Origin of the sequence: Aliarcobacter cibarius (assembly GCF_013372265.1) — a bacterium.
In the GTDB taxonomy this organism is placed as follows: Bacteria; Campylobacterota; Campylobacteria; order Campylobacterales; family Arcobacteraceae; genus Aliarcobacter; species Aliarcobacter cibarius.
In genome coordinates, this window is the sequence record NZ_CP054051.1 from 516,725 (window position 1) to 532,994 (window position 16,270).

18 protein-coding genes are annotated in these 16,270 nt (G+C 28.5%); 3 read left to right on the forward strand and 15 right to left on the reverse strand.

Annotated elements, in window-relative coordinates:
• Positions 1-15: 15 nt before the first annotated feature.
• Positions 16-2,322 (reverse strand): phenylalanine--tRNA ligase subunit beta, encoded by a 2,307-nt coding sequence (gene pheT / locus ACBT_RS02450; protein ID WP_024775677.1) that lies wholly within the window; start codon positions 2,320-2,322, stop codon positions 16-18.
• Positions 2,319-3,311 carry a phenylalanine--tRNA ligase subunit alpha gene (pheS, locus tag ACBT_RS02455; RefSeq protein ID WP_024775678.1) on the reverse strand — a complete coding sequence of 331 codons (993 nt, stop codon included), beginning with the start codon at positions 3,309-3,311 and terminating at the stop codon, positions 2,319-2,321. Before pheS ends, pheT begins: the two co-directional genes overlap by 4 nt.
• A gap of 109 nt (positions 3,312-3,420) precedes the next feature.
• On the opposite strand from pheS, the gene ACBT_RS02460 reads away from it, so the two are divergent.
• Positions 3,421-3,765, forward strand: coding sequence for a histidine triad nucleotide-binding protein (locus tag ACBT_RS02460; protein WP_024775679.1), 345 nt, complete (start codon positions 3,421-3,423; stop codon positions 3,763-3,765).
• A gap of 20 nt (positions 3,766-3,785) precedes the next feature.
• Here ACBT_RS02460 and accA read toward each other — a convergent pair whose 3' ends face one another.
• The 7 genes from accA to queC form a co-directional block, all read right to left on the reverse strand.
• On the reverse strand, positions 3,786-4,721 hold the full coding sequence (gene accA / locus ACBT_RS02465; protein ID WP_024775680.1) for an acetyl-CoA carboxylase carboxyl transferase subunit alpha: 936 nt from the start codon (positions 4,719-4,721) through the stop codon (positions 3,786-3,788).
• A 47-nt stretch (positions 4,722-4,768) separates the two neighbouring features.
• Positions 4,769-6,028: a beta-ketoacyl-ACP synthase II gene (locus tag ACBT_RS02470; protein WP_024775681.1), complete on the reverse strand. Its 1,260-nt coding sequence runs from the start codon at positions 6,026-6,028 to the stop codon at positions 4,769-4,771.
• A 126-nt stretch (positions 6,029-6,154) separates the two neighbouring features.
• Positions 6,155-6,385, reverse strand: coding sequence for an acyl carrier protein (gene acpP, locus ACBT_RS02475; RefSeq protein WP_024775682.1), 231 nt, complete (start codon positions 6,383-6,385; stop codon positions 6,155-6,157).
• A gap of 93 nt (positions 6,386-6,478) precedes the next feature.
• On the reverse strand, positions 6,479-7,222 hold the full coding sequence (gene fabG / locus ACBT_RS02480; protein WP_024775683.1) for a 3-oxoacyl-ACP reductase FabG: 744 nt from the start codon (positions 7,220-7,222) through the stop codon (positions 6,479-6,481).
• A 58-nt stretch (positions 7,223-7,280) separates the two neighbouring features.
• The gene (locus ACBT_RS02485) at positions 7,281-8,045 is read right to left on the reverse strand and encodes a 7-carboxy-7-deazaguanine synthase QueE (protein WP_024775684.1); all 765 of its coding nucleotides are present in this window, start codon (positions 8,043-8,045) and stop codon (positions 7,281-7,283) included.
• Positions 8,032-8,559, reverse strand: coding sequence for a 6-carboxytetrahydropterin synthase (locus tag ACBT_RS02490; protein WP_024775685.1), 528 nt, complete (start codon positions 8,557-8,559; stop codon positions 8,032-8,034). Before ACBT_RS02490 ends, ACBT_RS02485 begins: the two co-directional genes overlap by 14 nt.
• Complete coding sequence (gene queC, locus ACBT_RS02495) at positions 8,559-9,248, reverse strand: 7-cyano-7-deazaguanine synthase QueC (protein ID WP_024775686.1); 690 nt, start codon at positions 9,246-9,248, stop codon at positions 8,559-8,561. Before queC ends, ACBT_RS02490 begins: the two co-directional genes overlap by 1 nt.
• A gap of 107 nt (positions 9,249-9,355) precedes the next feature.
• Here queC and ACBT_RS02500 point away from each other — a divergent pair, with 107 nt between their 5' ends.
• Together ACBT_RS02500 and ACBT_RS02505 are read left to right on the forward strand one after the other, a co-directional pair.
• Entirely contained in the window at positions 9,356-9,760 is a 405-nt protein-coding gene (locus ACBT_RS02500; RefSeq protein ID WP_024775687.1) for a hypothetical protein, read from the forward strand.
• Positions 9,760-10,431, forward strand: coding sequence for a 16S rRNA (uracil(1498)-N(3))-methyltransferase (locus ACBT_RS02505; protein ID WP_024775688.1), 672 nt, complete (start codon positions 9,760-9,762; stop codon positions 10,429-10,431). Before ACBT_RS02500 ends, ACBT_RS02505 begins: the two co-directional genes overlap by 1 nt.
• A gap of 29 nt (positions 10,432-10,460) precedes the next feature.
• On the opposite strand, the gene ACBT_RS02510 is transcribed toward ACBT_RS02505, so the two are convergent.
• The 6 genes from ACBT_RS02510 to argB all read right to left on the reverse strand — a co-directional run bounded on the left by ACBT_RS02510 (position 10,461) and on the right by argB (position 16,229).
• Positions 10,461-10,856, reverse strand: coding sequence for a hypothetical protein (locus ACBT_RS02510; protein WP_024775689.1), 396 nt, complete (start codon positions 10,854-10,856; stop codon positions 10,461-10,463).
• A 31-nt stretch (positions 10,857-10,887) separates the two neighbouring features.
• Positions 10,888-11,916, reverse strand: coding sequence for a c-type cytochrome (locus ACBT_RS02515; RefSeq protein ID WP_024775690.1), 1,029 nt, complete (start codon positions 11,914-11,916; stop codon positions 10,888-10,890).
• A 3-nt stretch (positions 11,917-11,919) separates the two neighbouring features.
• Positions 11,920-13,164: a cytochrome b gene (locus tag ACBT_RS02520; RefSeq protein WP_024775691.1), complete on the reverse strand. Its 1,245-nt coding sequence runs from the start codon at positions 13,162-13,164 to the stop codon at positions 11,920-11,922.
• Positions 13,165-13,175: 11 nt separating this feature from the next.
• On the reverse strand, positions 13,176-13,676 hold the full coding sequence (locus ACBT_RS02525) for a Rieske 2Fe-2S domain-containing protein (protein ID WP_024775692.1): 501 nt from the start codon (positions 13,674-13,676) through the stop codon (positions 13,176-13,178).
• Positions 13,677-13,835: 159 nt separating this feature from the next.
• A complete protein-coding gene (gene thrC / locus ACBT_RS02530; RefSeq protein ID WP_024775693.1) occupies positions 13,836-15,317 on the reverse strand; it encodes a threonine synthase in 1,482 nt (493 codons plus the stop codon).
• A 12-nt stretch (positions 15,318-15,329) separates the two neighbouring features.
• On the reverse strand, positions 15,330-16,229 hold the full coding sequence (argB, locus tag ACBT_RS02535; protein ID WP_024775694.1) for an acetylglutamate kinase: 900 nt from the start codon (positions 16,227-16,229) through the stop codon (positions 15,330-15,332).
• Positions 16,230-16,270: the final 41 nt, after the last annotated feature.

The following is a 16,270-nucleotide window of genomic DNA, read 5'->3' on the forward strand; positions in this document are numbered from 1 at the left end:
TTTTTTCCTTTTTTATTATCTTAATGTAATATTTAATTTCTTATTTAAAATATCTAAAATAGAGTTGATAACTAAATTGATATCTTCATCTTCTAAAGTTTTTTCATTACTTTGAAGTGTAAATCTAATAGTTAAACTTTCAAACTCTCCTAATTTCTCATCACTATAAATATCAATTAAATTAAATTGTTTAATTAAAGAAATATTTAATGAATTGATAGCTTTTTTAATTTCTTTAAATTCAAGATTTTTAGGAGCTATAATACTTAGGTCTTTTCTTGAAGCTTGAAATTTAGAATATGAAGAAGCTTTTGTTAAATCATTTTTAACTGCTTCAAAATCTATTTGAGCAACAAATGTATCGTTTAAATCATAATCATTAGCAACACTAGGATGAAGTTTTGATATAAATCCTACAATATTATTATCAATAATTATATTTGCACTTTGATATGGATGTATAAATTTATTATCAATATTTTGCATTGTTTCTAATTCAAACTCACCAATTGTATTTAAAACTTTTTTAGCAAAAGAGAAAAAATCCATATTTTTTGGCTTACCAGCATTGCTAACATCTTCTTGTTCAGCAGCACCACTATGAATAAATGCAATTTTTTTACTCTCTTTTCTATTTTCGTCAAAAATAGTTCCAATTTCGAAGAAACTAGCTTTTCTTCCACCTGTTTTAAAATTATTTGAACAAGCTTCGACTAAATTTAGTAACAAAGTAGTTCTATATGTATTTAATTCTTTTACAATAGGATTAACAATTTCCAAATCTTCTTTTACAGTTTTAAAACCATATTTAACTAAATTTTCTTTAGAAGTAAATACATAAGTTAAAGTTTCAAAAAAACCATTTTCAACTGCTTTACATCTAATTTTGTTCTTTTTTAGTAAATCTAAGCTAGTTTTATTTACTCTATTTACTTCATCAATACAAAGAGGTTTTGATTTTATATTGTCAATACCAATTATTCTAATTATCTCTTCTGTAATATCTGCAACATTTTTTATATCATGTCTATAATATGGAACTTTTATTGATAGTGTATCTTCAATTGGTTCTTTTACTTCAAAACCTAAAGATATTAAAATTTTTTCAATTTCATTTTTTTCAATTTCTTGACCAATAATAGAATTTATTTTTTTTATATTTGCATCAACAAATAACTTTTCTTTATCATCAATATAATCAATAGAACCTTTATATAAAGTTCCACCCAATTTTGAAATAAGGTTTGACAAATAATCTAATCCAAGGCTAATATTTGGTTCACTTCCTCTTGAAGATTTATAAAAAACATCTGAAGTTTTTATTTTTTTATCAAATACTAATTTTGAAATTAACTCTGGATTTACATAAGATGCTTCAAGTAAAAACTCATTTTCTACTTCTTCGAAATTATTTTGTAAAACAGAAGGTTTACTTAAAATTTGTGAATTAAAATAGATTGTATCAAAACCATTATCATCTTTTTTAATTTCTAAAATAGAAGATTTTGATTTTGGATATGCATTTAAAATAACACCACAAGAGTGTGTAGTATAACTTAAAATATTTTTTATATCTTTATTCTCTTCGTATTTTTTTATAGTAGATAATCTTAGTTTTTTAATTAGATCTAAATTGAAACCAGATAAATCGGCTGCTTTAAAAACTAAAGAAGAGTTAATTTTATTGTCACAATTTATTTTAAAATTTTGACCAATACTTGATTCATTGTAATGTATATATTTGTCTAATTCATTTAAAGGGATTTCATAAAATGCACTAAGTTCTCTCGCAATTCCTAAAATACTTAAACAATCACCTCTATTTGGAGTAAGACCTATTTCTATAATATCATCATTTAAAGTAGGATAATCCTTTAACTCTTTACCTAAAGTGAGTTCTCCTATTGAATTATCAAGAATCATAATTCCATCATTTATTTTAGGAAGACCAAGTTCTGTTGAAGAACAAATCATTCCATTAGATTCAACTCCTCTTAATTTTGCTGCTTTTATTTTAAAATCTTCTCCTAAAACAGCTCCAATAGTTGCAACAGCAACAATTTGTCCTGCATCTACATTGCTTGCCCCACAAACAATTTGAGTAACTTCATTTCCTATATCAACTTGGCAAACATTTAATTTATCAGCATCAGGATGTTTTTCTTTACTTAAAACTTTTGCAACAACTACTTTTTCAGGAATAGTATTTCTTTCTAAACTATCAACTTCTAAACCTATACTATTTAAAGTTTTACAGATTTCATCTGTACTTATATTCGATATATTTATAAATTCTTCTAACCATTTTCTTGTAATTATCATTTGAATTGTCCTAATAATCTTGTATCACTTTCAAATAGTGATCTTAAATCTCCAATACTATGAATTAACATAGCAAATCTTTCTATTCCTAAACCAAATGCATAACCTGATTTATCTTTATATCCAACTGCATCAAAAACATTTTGGTCTACAACTCCACAACCTAAAACTTCTAACCATCCTGTTTGTGAACATACTCTACAACCATCACCTTTACAAAATACACATGAAATATCAACTTCAGCAGATGGTTCTGTAAATGGGAAATATGAAGGTCTAAATCTTACATCAACTTCACCAAACATATGTTGTAAGAATTCAACTAAAACATGTTTTAAATTAGCAAAAGATATCTTATCTGCATCATCTACAACTAGTGCTTCTATTTGATGAAACATTGGAGTATGAGTTATATCAAAATCTCTTCTAAAAACAGTTCCTGGCGCGATCATTCTAATAGGAGCTTTTTGGCTTAGCATAGTTCTTATTTGCACTGGAGATGTATGAGTTCTTAGTAAAGTGTAATCTTTATTGTAAAATGTATCTGCCATATCTCTTGCTGGATGATATTCTGGTAAATTTAACGCTTGGAAATTGTGAAAATCATCTTCTACTAAAGGTCCTTCTTCAACTGCAAAATTTAAATTTAAAAAATAGTTTACTATTCTATTCATTGTCTCAGCAACTGGATGATAAGCACCACAAGAAAGCTCGTTATTAAATTTTGTAACATCTATTTTTTCTGATTCTAATTTCTTGTTTAAAGCTTCAAATTCAAGTTCAACTTTTTTGATATCAAGTGCTTTTGTTATTTGTTCTTTTTGTAAATTTAATTTTTCTGCAAATGATTTCTTTTCTTCTGCAGGAATATCTTTCATTTTTGTAAATTCTATTGTTAGAACACCCTTTTTACCTAGAGTATCAACTCTTAAATTTTCAAGCTCTTCAAGAGATTTAGCATTTTGTATTTTTTCAATCCAAAGAGTCACTTTTTTTCCTATTTATTAAATTATTTTTTTATTCTTAAAGTCACGATTGTACCTGATTTTTTATTAGAGTTTGGTTATAATGAAACAGTATTATTTTAAAGGAAAAATGATGTGTATATTTTGCAAAATAGTTAATAAAGAGATACCAAGTAATATTATATTAGAAGATGAAAATTTCTTATCTTTCCATGATATAAACCCTACTAGAAAAGTTCATGCTTTAGTTATTCCAAAAGCTCATTATAGCTCTTTTGAAGATGCTCCAAGTAGTATTATGGGTTCTATGAGTGATTTTATAAAAAAAGTTACAAAAGAATTAAATATAACCGAGTCAGGTTATAGAATGATTACAAATATTGGAATACATGGAGGGCAAGAAGTTCCTCATTTACATTTTCATATAATTGGTGGAGAAAGTGTAGGAAGATTAGTTAGGGAAAAGAACGATTTGTAAGATAAACCATTTGGTTTATCTTACTCTTGAAAAGAACCTAAATTCATAATTTTTTGGTATTTTTTTTCTCTTCTTTGTTCAGGAGTTAATTTTTTAAGTTCTTCAACTGAATTCAAAAAGTATTCTTTTAAAGCCATTATAGCTTCATCTTTCTTTCTATGAGCACCAATTAAAGGCTCATTCACAACATCATCAATTAAATTTTGTTGTTTTAAATTATCTGATGTAATTTTTAAAGCTTGTGCTGCAGTTTCAACTTTTGATGGATCATTCCATAAAATTGCACTACATCCCTCTGGAGAAATAACCGCATAAACAGAATATCTCATCATTGCAAGTTTATCAGCAATAGAAATAGCTAAAGCTCCACCACTACCACCTTCTCCAATTACAACTGATACTGTAGGAGTAGTTAAATTTGCAAATTCGTAAAGATTTTTTGCTATCGCTTCACTTTGGTTTCTTTCTTCTGCCCCAAGACCTGGATATGCACCCGGAGTGTCAACTAACATTAGAATTGGAATCTGAAATTTTTCAGCCATTTGGGCAGCTCTTAAAGCTTTTCTATATCCTTCAGGACTAGGCATTCCAAAATTTCTTTTTAATTTCTCTTTTGTTCCTCTACCTTTTTGCTCACCAATTATTAAAGCCCTTTGTTTTCCAATAAAACCTAAATAGCATACAATTGCATTATCATCAACAAAGTGTCTATCTCCATGAATTTCATAAGCATCAGTCAACATACCATTAATATAATCAAGAGCATAAGGTCTATCAGGATGTCTTGCAAGTTGAAGTTTTTGATAATCATTTAAATTTTTAAATGTCTTTTCAACTTCTTTATCAAGTTTTTTGTTTAATATTTCAACAGCAGGCTCATCTGCCCTAGCTTTTGCTGTTAAAATTTCTTCTTCAATTTTTCTTATTTTATCTTCAAATTCTAAGTAAGTTGCCAATATTTTTCCTTATAGAAAAGAGCATTTTAGCTCTTTAAGGTTTAGATTTATTTTGTAAATTTTTTAAAAATTACAGAACCGTTTGTTCCACCGAAACCAAAATTATTACTCATAACAGTTGTTAATTCAACTTTTCTTGCAACGTTTGGAACAACATCTAAATCGCATTCAGGATCTTGGTTTTCAACATTAATTGTTGGAGGAATAACTCCTTCATTTAAAGCTTTTATCGCCATTATAGCTTCAATTGCTCCAGCAGCTCCAAGGCAGTGACCAATTTGTCCTTTTGTTGAAGATACAGGAGGACAATTTTCTTTTCCTCCAAATGCTTCTTTTATAGCTGCAGTTTCGTTTTTATCACCAACTGGAGTTGATGTACCATGAGTATTTATATAATCAATTTTTGGATATTCACCAGTTATATTTTTTGCCATTTCAAGAGCACTTCTCATAGCTCTTAATGGACCATCTGTTACGGGTGAAGTTATGTGGTTTGCATCACCACTTTCTCCAAAACCAATAATCTCACAATAAATTTTTGCACTTCTTTCAAGAGCGCTTTCAAGAGTTTCTACAACTAGTGCACCTGCACCTTCCCCCATAACGAATCCATCTCTATCCATATCAAATGGTCTAGATGCTTTTTTAGGGTCATCATTTCTTGTAGAAAGAGCTTTCATAGCAGCAAAACCACCAACACCAGCTCCACAAATTGCGCTCTCTGCACCTACAACTAAAATTCTATCAGCACCACCTAATGCAATAGTTTTAACTGCATCATTTAATGCATGAGTAGAAGCAGCACATGCAGTAACATGTCCTAGTGAAGGTCCCTTTAGATTATGTTCAATTGATATAAATCCACTTAGCATATTTGCTAAAGATGAAGGTATAAAAAATGGAGAAATTTTTCTTGAACCTTTTGTATCACAAATTGTAGAATTTTTTTGAATTGTACTTAATCCACCAATTCCAGAACCAGAGATAATGCCAAATCTAGGAGCATCTTTTTCATCAACTTTTTTATTTTCTGATGTAATAAATCCACTATCAATCATAGCTTCTTTAGCTGCTTTTATACCTAATTGAATGAATCTATCAGCTTTTTTTACTTCTTTTTTATCCATTACAGTTTCAGGATCAAAATTTTTCACTTCTCCTGCAATTTGTACAGAAAAATCGCTAATATCAAATAGTGTTATTGTATCAATTCCACAAACACCATTTACAGCCGCTTCGAAAGATTCATTTACGCTGTGACCTATAGAATTTATTGTACCTAGACCTGTAATAACAACTCTTTTCATCTAATTATGCTCCAATGTTTAATTTGTTTAATTATTAATTTAAATTATTCAATTTTTTTAAAAAAAAACTCAATAGTAGAAATTTTAAATGAAAGAATAAATCTTTCATTTAAGTAAAGCGCTTAATTACGCGTTATTTTCGATGTACGCTATTGCATCAGCAACAGTTAAGATTTTTTCTGCATCTTCGTCTGGAATTTCGATGTCAAATTTTTCTTCTAAAGCCATTACAAGTTCAACAACATCTAGTGAATCTGCACCTAAATCTTCAATGAACTTTGAATCTTCTTTAACTTCAGCTGGATCGCAATCTAATTGCTCTACAACAACCGCTTTTACATCATCTAATAATGCCATATCTTTATCCTTTTATAAAATTAATTGCAAATTATAGCAAAAAAGTTTTTAAAACCCTTTAAAATTTTTAAAATTATAGTTTAAAGCTATGCTTTAAACGTATAATCCACCATTTACTTTTAATATTTCACCTGTAATATAAGATGAGTGATCACTTAATAAAAATGCTACCGCATCAGCTATTTCTGAAGGATTTCCAAATCTCGAAAGGGGAATATTTTTTTCATATTCAGCTTTTACTTCATCTTTTAATAAATTTGTCATATCTGTTTGAATAAAACCAGGTGTTACTGCATTATATCTAATATTTCTACTAGATGCTTCTTTAGCAAATGATTTAGTCATTGCATTTAGCCCACCTTTTGATGCTGAATAATTTGTTTGTCCAGGATTTCCCATTTCTCCAACTATTGAAGATATGTTTACAATAGACCCAAATCTTTTTTTACCCATAACTTTTAGAGCTTCTCTGCATCCAATAAATGCTGAAGTAAGATTTGCATCTAAAACTGATGTAAAATCTTCCACACTCATTCTTAGAGCTAATTTATCTTTTGTAATTCCTGCATTATTTACTAAATAAGAAAGTTCTCCATCACTGTCAATTATAGTTTTAATTGCATTTACAAATTCTTCTTCAATAGTAACATCAGCTTTAATAATTGCAGCTGTTCCACCAGATTTTTCAATAAGTTCTTTTACTGCTTCAGCTTCTTCAATTTTACTTCTATAATTTATCCATACTTTTAAACCATAACTAGCTAAAGTTTGAGCAATTTGTGCACCAATACCTTTGCTAGCACCAGTTATTAATACATTCTTACCACTAAATTTCATATATATATCCTTTTTATTTTTACTTATACTTTTTTATTATAACAATAATTTTATTAGATTAAACTCCTCTTTTATTATCCCATAATCTAATATGAAGTCTATCTGAATACTTAAATCCATATTTTATGGCAAGGTTTACTACATTTAAAGAGTTCCTATCAATATTTTCAGCAGTATCACCTAGAGGCATTAAAAAAATTTCACAAGATGGAATATCTTTTATAATTTCTTTAATCTCAACAATTGCATTTGTTAAAAAATCATCACCAATTACAAATTTTAGATAAGATTCTTTTGTATTAGTTAAAATTTTTGTTAAAGTTAGTTTGTTTACTCTTTTTTTCAAAGGTTCCAAAGAGTTACTTAATTTTACGCTCATAGAAAATAAAATTTTATTTTGATATTCTTTTGTAAAATCTATATTTAATGAGCCATTTGTTTCTATAGTAACTTTATGATTCCTATTTATATAATATTCAAGTAGTTTCTGAAATTCATCATTGTTCCAATATAAAAGAGGTTCTCCTCCTGTTATTACAATATCGATTTTGAAGTCATATTCAAATGAACTAAGTAAATTTTCTACTTCATCTACAATATCTGCATGAGATTTATATTTTTTCCAACTATCCTTAAATTCCATATCAACTGCATAATAAGAATCACAAGCACATTTTTTGATTCCACTAGGAGTTTCATACTCAACATTAAAACCCACACATTTGAAATTACATTTCCCAAATCTAATAAAGATAGAAGGTGTACCTATTAGTTTACCTTCTCCTTGTATTGTTGGTCCAAAAATTTCATTAACTTCTAGCATAAAAAGTACTTTTACTTTTTGGTGTTTCTAGAAATTCAATTTTTGATACTTTTACATCAATTTTATTCATTTTTTCTTGAACAATTTTTAGAAGCCATTCTGATATATTTTCACTTGTTGGTACAAAATTTACAATAATATAGCTTTCATAAAGTTCTAAAAGTTCATTTTGAAAACCTTTTAAATTTACAGTTTTGTAACCTTCTTCAAAATCTATTAAATCTTTTTTATCAATCATTGGAAGAAGTGTACTAAAAAGAGGGTCATTTATATCTATTATGAATTTGTGATCTAAAATATCATCTAAAAATTTCTTAAACCAGTTTAGGTGCTTAAAGTCAGTTACCATTCCATCTTTTACTTTGTCTGATTTAAGATATACAATAACTTTCCCTTGATGACCATGAAGATGTCTGCACATTAAACATCCATCTAATGAAAATTCAATATTTAAAGATTGTGACCAAACTCTATGTCCATAGCAAAAATCAAATTCTTTTGATATTTCCCACATTAGTTAATTTCCTTATATTTTATAGGATCAATTGCATTTGCATTTTTAAATCCATTTAATCTTAATCTACAAGAATCACAAACTCCACATGCTTCAATCTCTTCTTTGTAGCAAGACCAAGTTAGATTTAGTGGAACATTTAATTTTATTGATTCTTCAACAATTTGTGTCTTACTTAAGTGAACTAAAGGAGTTATAATTCTTATTTTAGTATCTTCTTTTGTTCCTTCATTTATTGCTTTATTCATATCTTGTATGAAATTATCAGAACAGTCCGGATAACCTGAGCTATCTTCCTCAACAACTCCAATATATATGGCAGACGCTTCCTCTTTTTCAGCTATTGCACTAGCAATACTTAAAAAGATTCCATTTCTAAATGGAACATAAGTGATAGGAACAATACCTTTTTCAATACCTGACGTTGGTACATCTATTGTTTTGTCTGTTAGGGCACTAGCTCCAATTTGAGTAAAAAATGGTATATCTATTTCATATTTATTTAAGACATTCAATTTTTCGCAAATATCTCTAAAAGCTTTTAGCTCTCTTTCTTGAGTTCTTTGGCCATAATTAAAATGTACAGCTATTAATTCATAACCACTATTTTTTGCTATGTATGAACTTAGTGTAGAATCCATTCCACCACTTAAAATTACCACAGCTTTTTTATTAAAATTATTTATCATATATTAAAAAATCCTTATAATACTAAAAAATGTAAAAAGTATTGAAAATATAAACTTATCATAAGTTGGTTATAATAGCAAAAATTTTTAAAAGTGAGATAAATTTTATGGAAATCATGCAAGATGCAATAACTACACATATTTATACAATATATATTTTTTTAGCAATTATGCTTTTTAATTTATATTCGGTTGTTTCAAGTAAAAACTTTATTAGTTTAGCAAAGAAATTGAAATTTATGACACCTGTTTATCATTTAAGTAATGCAATAGTGATATATACAGGAACTATTGTTGCTTTTTATGCTCAACATTTTAGTTTAACAATTGCATTGATGATACCAGCGTCAATTTTTTTGCTTGTAATTGAGATAAAAAGATATAAAAAACAAAGAGTTATCAAAGTAGGGGATGTAAAGCTACAAGAAGAATTTTATGTATATGCTAAAAAAATATATATAATTGAAATTGCCGTTTTAGCTATGGTTTATATTATCTCTAAGGTATTTTGATGCAATACATATATGATAAGTTAGCAGGTAGTTTAACATTAGAAATAAAAGATGAAAATTATAATTACATAATAAAAGCTAGAAGACATAAGTTAGATGATTATATATCTTTTAGAAATCTTCAAGATGATTTTTTATATGTTTATAAAATCATTGAAATAAATAAGAAAAATACTATTTTAGAGCTTTTAAATAAAGAAGAAAAAATTGTTGAGAATAGTACTAAGTTACATATTGCTTGGTGTGTTGTTGATCCTAAAACAATATATGAAAATATTTCATCATTAAATGAATTAGGTGTAGATAGAATTAGTTTTGTTTATAGTGATTTTTCACAAAAGAATTTTAAAATAAATTTCGAAAAACTTGAAAAAATATTAATAAATTCTTCAACACAATGTGGAAGAAGTAGTATTATTAAATTTGATATTTTTAAGAATTTAAATACCTTTTTTAAAGAATTTCCAAATAGTTATATTTTAGATTTTTCTAATTCTTTAATTGATGATAAAAAGGGTGATATTAAAACTTTAGTTATTGGACCTGAAGGTGGTTTTTCTGAAAAAGAAAGAGAAAGTTTTGATAAAAATTTTGTTGTAGGAATAAAGTCTAATATAATATTAAGATCTGAAACAGCAATTATAACGGCTAGTTCAAAAATTATTGTATAAAAGAGTAGCTTAACTACTCTTTTATAATATTACCAATTTCTAACGATTGAATGACAGTTAGAACATGCATTTAACATATCTGAATAAGAGTTTCCAGCGTTAATAAATGCTTTGTTTTTTAAGTTTTCTTCTAATTCAACAACATCTAAAGTTATTCTTTTTGAAGCGTTTTCCGCTATATTAGACATATGTTTTTTATTTTCAGGAAGATATTGAACTATAGTACTTTTCTCAGAAAAAAGATTATTTCCTTCTTTTACAAGTTTATTTCCCTCTTTAATTAATTCAATATTGTTATTTAAAAAACCTTTTTGAATTAAAGCCATACCTTGTTCCATAGTAGCCATAGACTTTTGCATTACATCATTTGCAAAAAGTGAACCAGTTGCTAAAGATGCTATAAGTAATAATTTTGATAATTTCATTTTTCTCTCCTATATTTTGGAAAAGATGTTCTTAATGAACATCTCTCCATCTACTTGCTTTCCATAAGAATGCAAAGATTGCAAAAATCGCTAAATAGATTAGGAATTTAGGTCCTAACTCTTCTCTTTGAGCTTTTTTAGAATCTCCTACTTCTTCAAGATATTTAATAACTTGTGCTTGAGACTCTTGAGTTAACCCAACTCTTGGCATTGCTGTACCTTCAAGTTGTTTTTGAGGATCATTAATAAATGTTTCTAAATAATTTGCTCCTCTACTTCTGATGTATTGAGATAAATCAGGAGGTAGTTTACCCATATAAGCTTTTATATCCCCATTAGATGTAAATGCAGCCATAGAACCTTTTTTCATATCAGCATATTTTATTCCGTGACATCTTTGACAAGCATCATTGAATACTTGTTTATTTGTCATTTCTTTTGGAGCAATTGATTCTAAATAAGCAACCATATCAGCAATTTCTTGCGGTTGCATCCAGTCATAACTAGGCATTGGATGAGCTCTACCATCAACAAATTTATGAGAAACTTTAGATGCTAAAGCAGGATTTTTAATAAATGCAATTAAATACTCTTTTGAGTATAGTTTACCAGCACTTCCTAAATCAGGAGGAGTAACACCATAAGCAGCTCCTGCACTTGCATTATCCATAAGTTGTGGGAAACCTTTTGATTCAATACTGTGACATGCTGTACAGTTTGATGTAACTAGAGTTTCTCCATTTGCTACATTTCCAGTTGCTTTTAGAGCATCTTGATTACTAGCCCAAAACTCATTTACTGTTGTATCGTATTTAGCAGCTTCATCTAATGTTAATGTTGCACCTTTTATAGTTTTTTCATTATTTAATTTTTTAGCTTCTTCTAAAGCTTTTTGAGCTTTTTCTACTTTTTCTTTTGCACTAACTTTATCTGCTTCTTCAAATTTGAAATTTGCAGGGCTTACATGTGGATGCATTTGTGAGTGAGCAAAAGGCTCAACTCCCCAGTATGTAATAAGTGTAAGGATTACTACTACTGCTAATATTTTTAATTCTCTCATATTTTATCCTCTTCTTTTTTGATCAAGTTTAGAAATAACTGGAAGTAGAACAAATAGTAAAATAAATACAACTGCTGCATAGAATCCTACCCATGCGTTTGTACCTGTTGGAGGAAGTTTTCCATAAACAGTTAATACAATTAAGTCTACCATTAAAATCCAGAACCAAATAAAGAATAGAGGTCTTTTGTGTGCAGGTAAAATTTTTGTATCTCTATCTAACCAAGGTAAAACAAAGAAAATACCATTTGCAAATGCAAACGCAATTAGACCTATATCAAATGCTTTAATACCAGCAATATCAAAGAAGAATCCTCTTAAAACTTCATACGACCATAAGAAATACCACTCTGGATAAATGTGAGCTGGAGTTACCATTGAGTCAGCCGGATCAAAGTTAACTGGATCCATTGCAAAGTTATAGTGGAAGAACACTAAATAGAAATAGAATATTAAGAATACTCCAAGAACAGCTAAATCTTTAGAGATAAATACTGGCCAAAAAGGAATAACTTTTGACTCTTTTTTCTTACCACTTAAATATTTTTCAGCTTCTGCATCAAAATCAAGCTCTTCAGCATTTTGATTATTTACGTGAGGAATTCTTAATGTGTAGAAGTGTAAACCAATTAATCCCATAATAGCTATTGGTAATAAGAATACGTGTAACATAAAGAATCTTGTTAATGTTGCATCAGCAACGTTGAAATCTCCTCTAATCCAAACAACTAGAGCATCACCAATAACAGGAACTCCACCAAATAAGTTTGTAATAACCATTGCAGCCCAGTAAGACATTTGTCCCCATGGTAACATATAACCAGAGAACCCAGCAGCACTAAATGTAACAAATAGTAGCATACCTGAAATCCAAATCATTTCTCTACCTTGTTTATAAGAACCATAATAGATTCCAGTTAACATGTGAATATAAATGATTAAGAATACAACAGAAGCAGCAACACCATGCATATGTCTAAATAGCCAACCAAATGCAACTTCTTGCATAATTGTATAGTTTACTGAATCAAATGCTAATGCAACATCTGGTTTGTAGTACATCATTAGAAATAATCCAGAAATTATTAAAATACCAAATGTAGTAGCTAGTAAAACTCCCATTGCCCATAGGAAGTTAATATCTTTTGGAATCCAATACTCAGTCATCATAACTTTATTGAAAGTTGTTAGATTTAATCTTTGGTCTAACCACTCTCCAACAGAGTTAGCTTTTTCGAATTTTGCCATCTCTTATCTCCTTATGCTTTCATTGCTTCAGCAATTTGTTTACACTCTGGTCCTTCGTTTCCAAGAACAATAGTGTTTCCTTTTACTTCAAATGGAGGTAAATCTAAAGGTCTTGGTGGTGGTCCGAAAACTTGTTCACCACTAGCATTAAATTCTCCACCGTGACAGGCACATTTCCATTGATCTTTCTTCCATGCAGGAATACAACCAAGGTGAGTACAAAGACCAATAGCAACAGTATATCTATCACTTCCTATTACTAAATCTCTTTTAGAGTTTTCCATATCGGCAGTTTTCTTTAAAACAAAAATAGGTTTACCTCTCCATGTGAATGTAGATGGTTCACCTGCTTTTAAGCTGTTTAAATCAATTTCCGTAAATCCACCAGCTAATACGCTAGGAAGTGGATCCCATACTTGCTTCATACCATACAAAGATGCGGCTCCTCCAACTGCAGCAACTGCAGCAAATGAGTAGCCAATAAAATCTCGTCTATTTGTATTGTTAGACATATTTGGCTTCCTTTTTTTAAAATTAGAATCAGGCTCGATTTTAATATAAAGATACTTAAGAATTATTGATTCATATCAAATTTTAAATGAAAGATTAACAGAATGTGTAAAAAAAGTTTATTTTATGGGGAAGTAAATAATAATTATTATTAGAAAATCTTATGATTTTCTAATAAATTTGATAATTTCAGATTCAATATTTTCTTTATCTATAACAGAATCATGATTTATTTTTGCATTAAATAAATCTTTAATTGATTGAGGTAAAGTAGCATTGAATTTTGAGCTAATTTCATCTAAAGCTTCTTTATCACTATATTTGATAGTATCTTGTTTTAAAGCATTTAGAACTGTAGGTGAGAATTTTGTCCATTCAGCTGTAGAATAAATTACAGTTTTTAGAGGTTTTTCTTTTAATTCATTATATGCTTTAATACAAGTTGCTGTATGTGGATCCATTAGGTAACCATTATCTAAGAACTCTTTAATTGTACTGTTACCAAAAGAGTCATTACTAAATGTAGCACTAAAATATTTTTGTAACTCTTTTGTTTCTTCTGAAGACATTTTAAATATATTATTTTTATTTAAATCTTCCATTAGTTCTTTTGTTCTCTCAGCTCCAAATAAATCATAAATAACTCTTTCGATGTTTGATGATTTTAAAATATCCATAGCAGGTGATTTTGTAAGTTTAAGACTTTTTTCTCTAATATCATAAACCCCAGTGTTTATCCATTCTGTTAAAATATTATTTTCATTTGAAGCAACTAAAAGTTTTTCAATATTTAGACCCATTTTTTGAGCATAATAAGCACCAAGAACATTTCCGAAATTTCCACTTGGAACAACCAAATAAATTTTTTCTCCATTTTTGATAGCATTTTGTCTAATTAATTCTAAATACGACCAGAAGTGATAAATTATTTGGAAAATAATTCTTCCAAAATTTACAGAGTTTGCAGCACTTAATTTGATGTTATCTTTATTTAATTCATTTTTAAAATTATTTGAAGCTAAAAGAGTTTTTAAAGCATTTTGTGCATCATCAAAATTTCCTTTAATTCCTAAAACTTTAAGATTTTCACCATTTTCACAAACCATTTGTAGTCTTTGAACGTCAGAAGTTCCACCATCTGGATACATACAAACAACTTGAATATTTTTTTTATTTCTAAAGGTATTTAAAGCAGCAGGTCCTGTATCTCCACTAGTTGCAGCTAATATAAGGTAGTTTTCTCTTCTTTTTTGAGCAATTGAGCTAAAAATTGAACCAAATGGTTGAAGAGCCATATCTTTAAAAGCTCTTGTTGGACCATGGTACTGTTCATTTACATATAAATCATCTTTAACTTTTACAACTGGACTTGGATTTGATGGATTATCAAAATTGTCATATAAATCTAATGCTTTTTTAATTTCATTATCTTCAATATCTATTTCAAAAGCTTTTAAAATGTCAAAAGCAAGTTCTTTATAACTTTTGTTAATATGGTTTTCAATAAAGTTATCTCCTAAATTTGGAAGATTTTTTGGCACATATAATCCTCCAAATGAGCTACTTGGATTTAAAATAGCTTCACTAAAGCTAACTTCTAATGGTTTTATTCCATCATTTCCTCTAGTTTCTATAAAATTCATTACATAATTCCTTTAGTTGTTTAATAATTTTTGAATATCAATACCATTGTTTGGATTATCAGCTCTTATAAACTGAGTACCAATACCATCACTTGTGAATAATTCTAATAAAATAGAATGTTCAACTCTTCCATCTATAATATGAGCTTTATTTACGCCATTATGAATAGCTTCGATACATGAATCAACTTTTGGAATCATTCCTCCAGCAATTGTTCCATCTTTTTTGAACATCTCAACATTTGATTTATCTAAAGTTTGAATTAATTCTCCATTTTTGTTTAGTACACCAATTGTGTCAGTTAGGAATATAACTTTTTGTGCTTTTAACGCCATTGCAATTTCACAAGCTGCAACATCAGCGTTTATATTATACCCAGGGTGGTTAGGCTCATCTCCGTTTGCTATAGGTGCAATTACAGGAATAAAACCTTCTTTAATTAGATTATTTATTAGTTCACCATTTACTTCTGTAATATCTCCAGTGTATCCAAACTTTCCACCATCTTTTGGAACAGCTTTTATGATACTACTATCTTTACCAGATATTCCTATTGCCTTTGCTCCATGAAAGTTTAGTAATGAAGCTATATTTTTATTTATTTCTCCACTTAAAACCATTTCAACAACTCTCATACTCTCTTTACAAGTAACTCTATATCCATCAACAAAAGATGATGGGATTTCAAGTTTGTTTAAAAGTTCTGTAATTCTAGCTCCACCGCCGTGAACAACCACTGGTTTTATTCCAAGAAGAGTTAGTAAAACTATATCTTGAGCAAATTTTTCTTTTAAATCATCACTTGTTTGAGCTGAACCACCATATTTAATAACGATAATCTTTCCATAAAATTTTTTGAAATATGGAATAGCATCAATTAGAGTTTGAACTTTTGGGTTTATTTGTGCCATAAAAAATATCCTTGTAAATTTTAAAGTTTCGATTATAGCTA

Excerpts from the sequence above, each read along its gene's own strand:
- ACBT_RS02515 (WP_024775690.1), bottom strand. The coding sequence starts at position 11,916 with ATGAGAGAATTAAAAATATTAGCAGTAGTAGTAATCCTTACACTTATT.
- ACBT_RS02460 (WP_024775679.1), top strand. The coding sequence starts at position 3,421 with ATGTGTATATTTTGCAAAATAGTTAATAAAGAGATACCAAGTAATATT.
- ACBT_RS02520 (WP_024775691.1), bottom strand. The coding sequence starts at position 13,164 with ATGGCAAAATTCGAAAAAGCTAACTCTGTTGGAGAGTGGTTAGACCAA.
- ACBT_RS02510 (WP_024775689.1), bottom strand. The coding sequence starts at position 10,856 with ATGAAATTATCAAAATTATTACTTATAGCATCTTTAGCAACTGGTTCA.
- ACBT_RS02485 (WP_024775684.1), bottom strand. The coding sequence starts at position 8,045 with ATGCTAGAAGTTAATGAAATTTTTGGACCAACAATACAAGGAGAAGGT.
- ACBT_RS02470 (WP_024775681.1), bottom strand. The coding sequence starts at position 6,028 with ATGAAAAGAGTTGTTATTACAGGTCTAGGTACAATAAATTCTATAGGT.
- ACBT_RS02525 (WP_024775692.1), bottom strand. The coding sequence starts at position 13,676 with ATGTCTAACAATACAAATAGACGAGATTTTATTGGCTACTCATTTGCT.
- ACBT_RS02490 (WP_024775685.1), bottom strand. The coding sequence starts at position 8,559 with ATGTGGGAAATATCAAAAGAATTTGATTTTTGCTATGGACATAGAGTT.
- ACBT_RS02500 (WP_024775687.1), top strand. The coding sequence starts at position 9,356 with ATGGAAATCATGCAAGATGCAATAACTACACATATTTATACAATATAT.
- queC (WP_024775686.1), bottom strand. The coding sequence starts at position 9,248 with ATGATAAATAATTTTAATAAAAAAGCTGTGGTAATTTTAAGTGGTGGA.
- ACBT_RS02505 (WP_024775688.1), top strand. The coding sequence starts at position 9,760 with ATGCAATACATATATGATAAGTTAGCAGGTAGTTTAACATTAGAAATA.
- acpP (WP_024775682.1), bottom strand. The coding sequence starts at position 6,385 with ATGGCATTATTAGATGATGTAAAAGCGGTTGTTGTAGAGCAATTAGAT.
- fabG (WP_024775683.1), bottom strand. The coding sequence starts at position 7,222 with ATGAAATTTAGTGGTAAGAATGTATTAATAACTGGTGCTAGCAAAGGT.
- pheT (WP_024775677.1), bottom strand. The coding sequence starts at position 2,322 with ATGATAATTACAAGAAAATGGTTAGAAGAATTTATAAATATATCGAAT.
- argB (WP_024775694.1), bottom strand. The coding sequence starts at position 16,229 with ATGGCACAAATAAACCCAAAAGTTCAAACTCTAATTGATGCTATTCCA.
- thrC (WP_024775693.1), bottom strand. The coding sequence starts at position 15,317 with ATGAATTTTATAGAAACTAGAGGAAATGATGGAATAAAACCATTAGAA.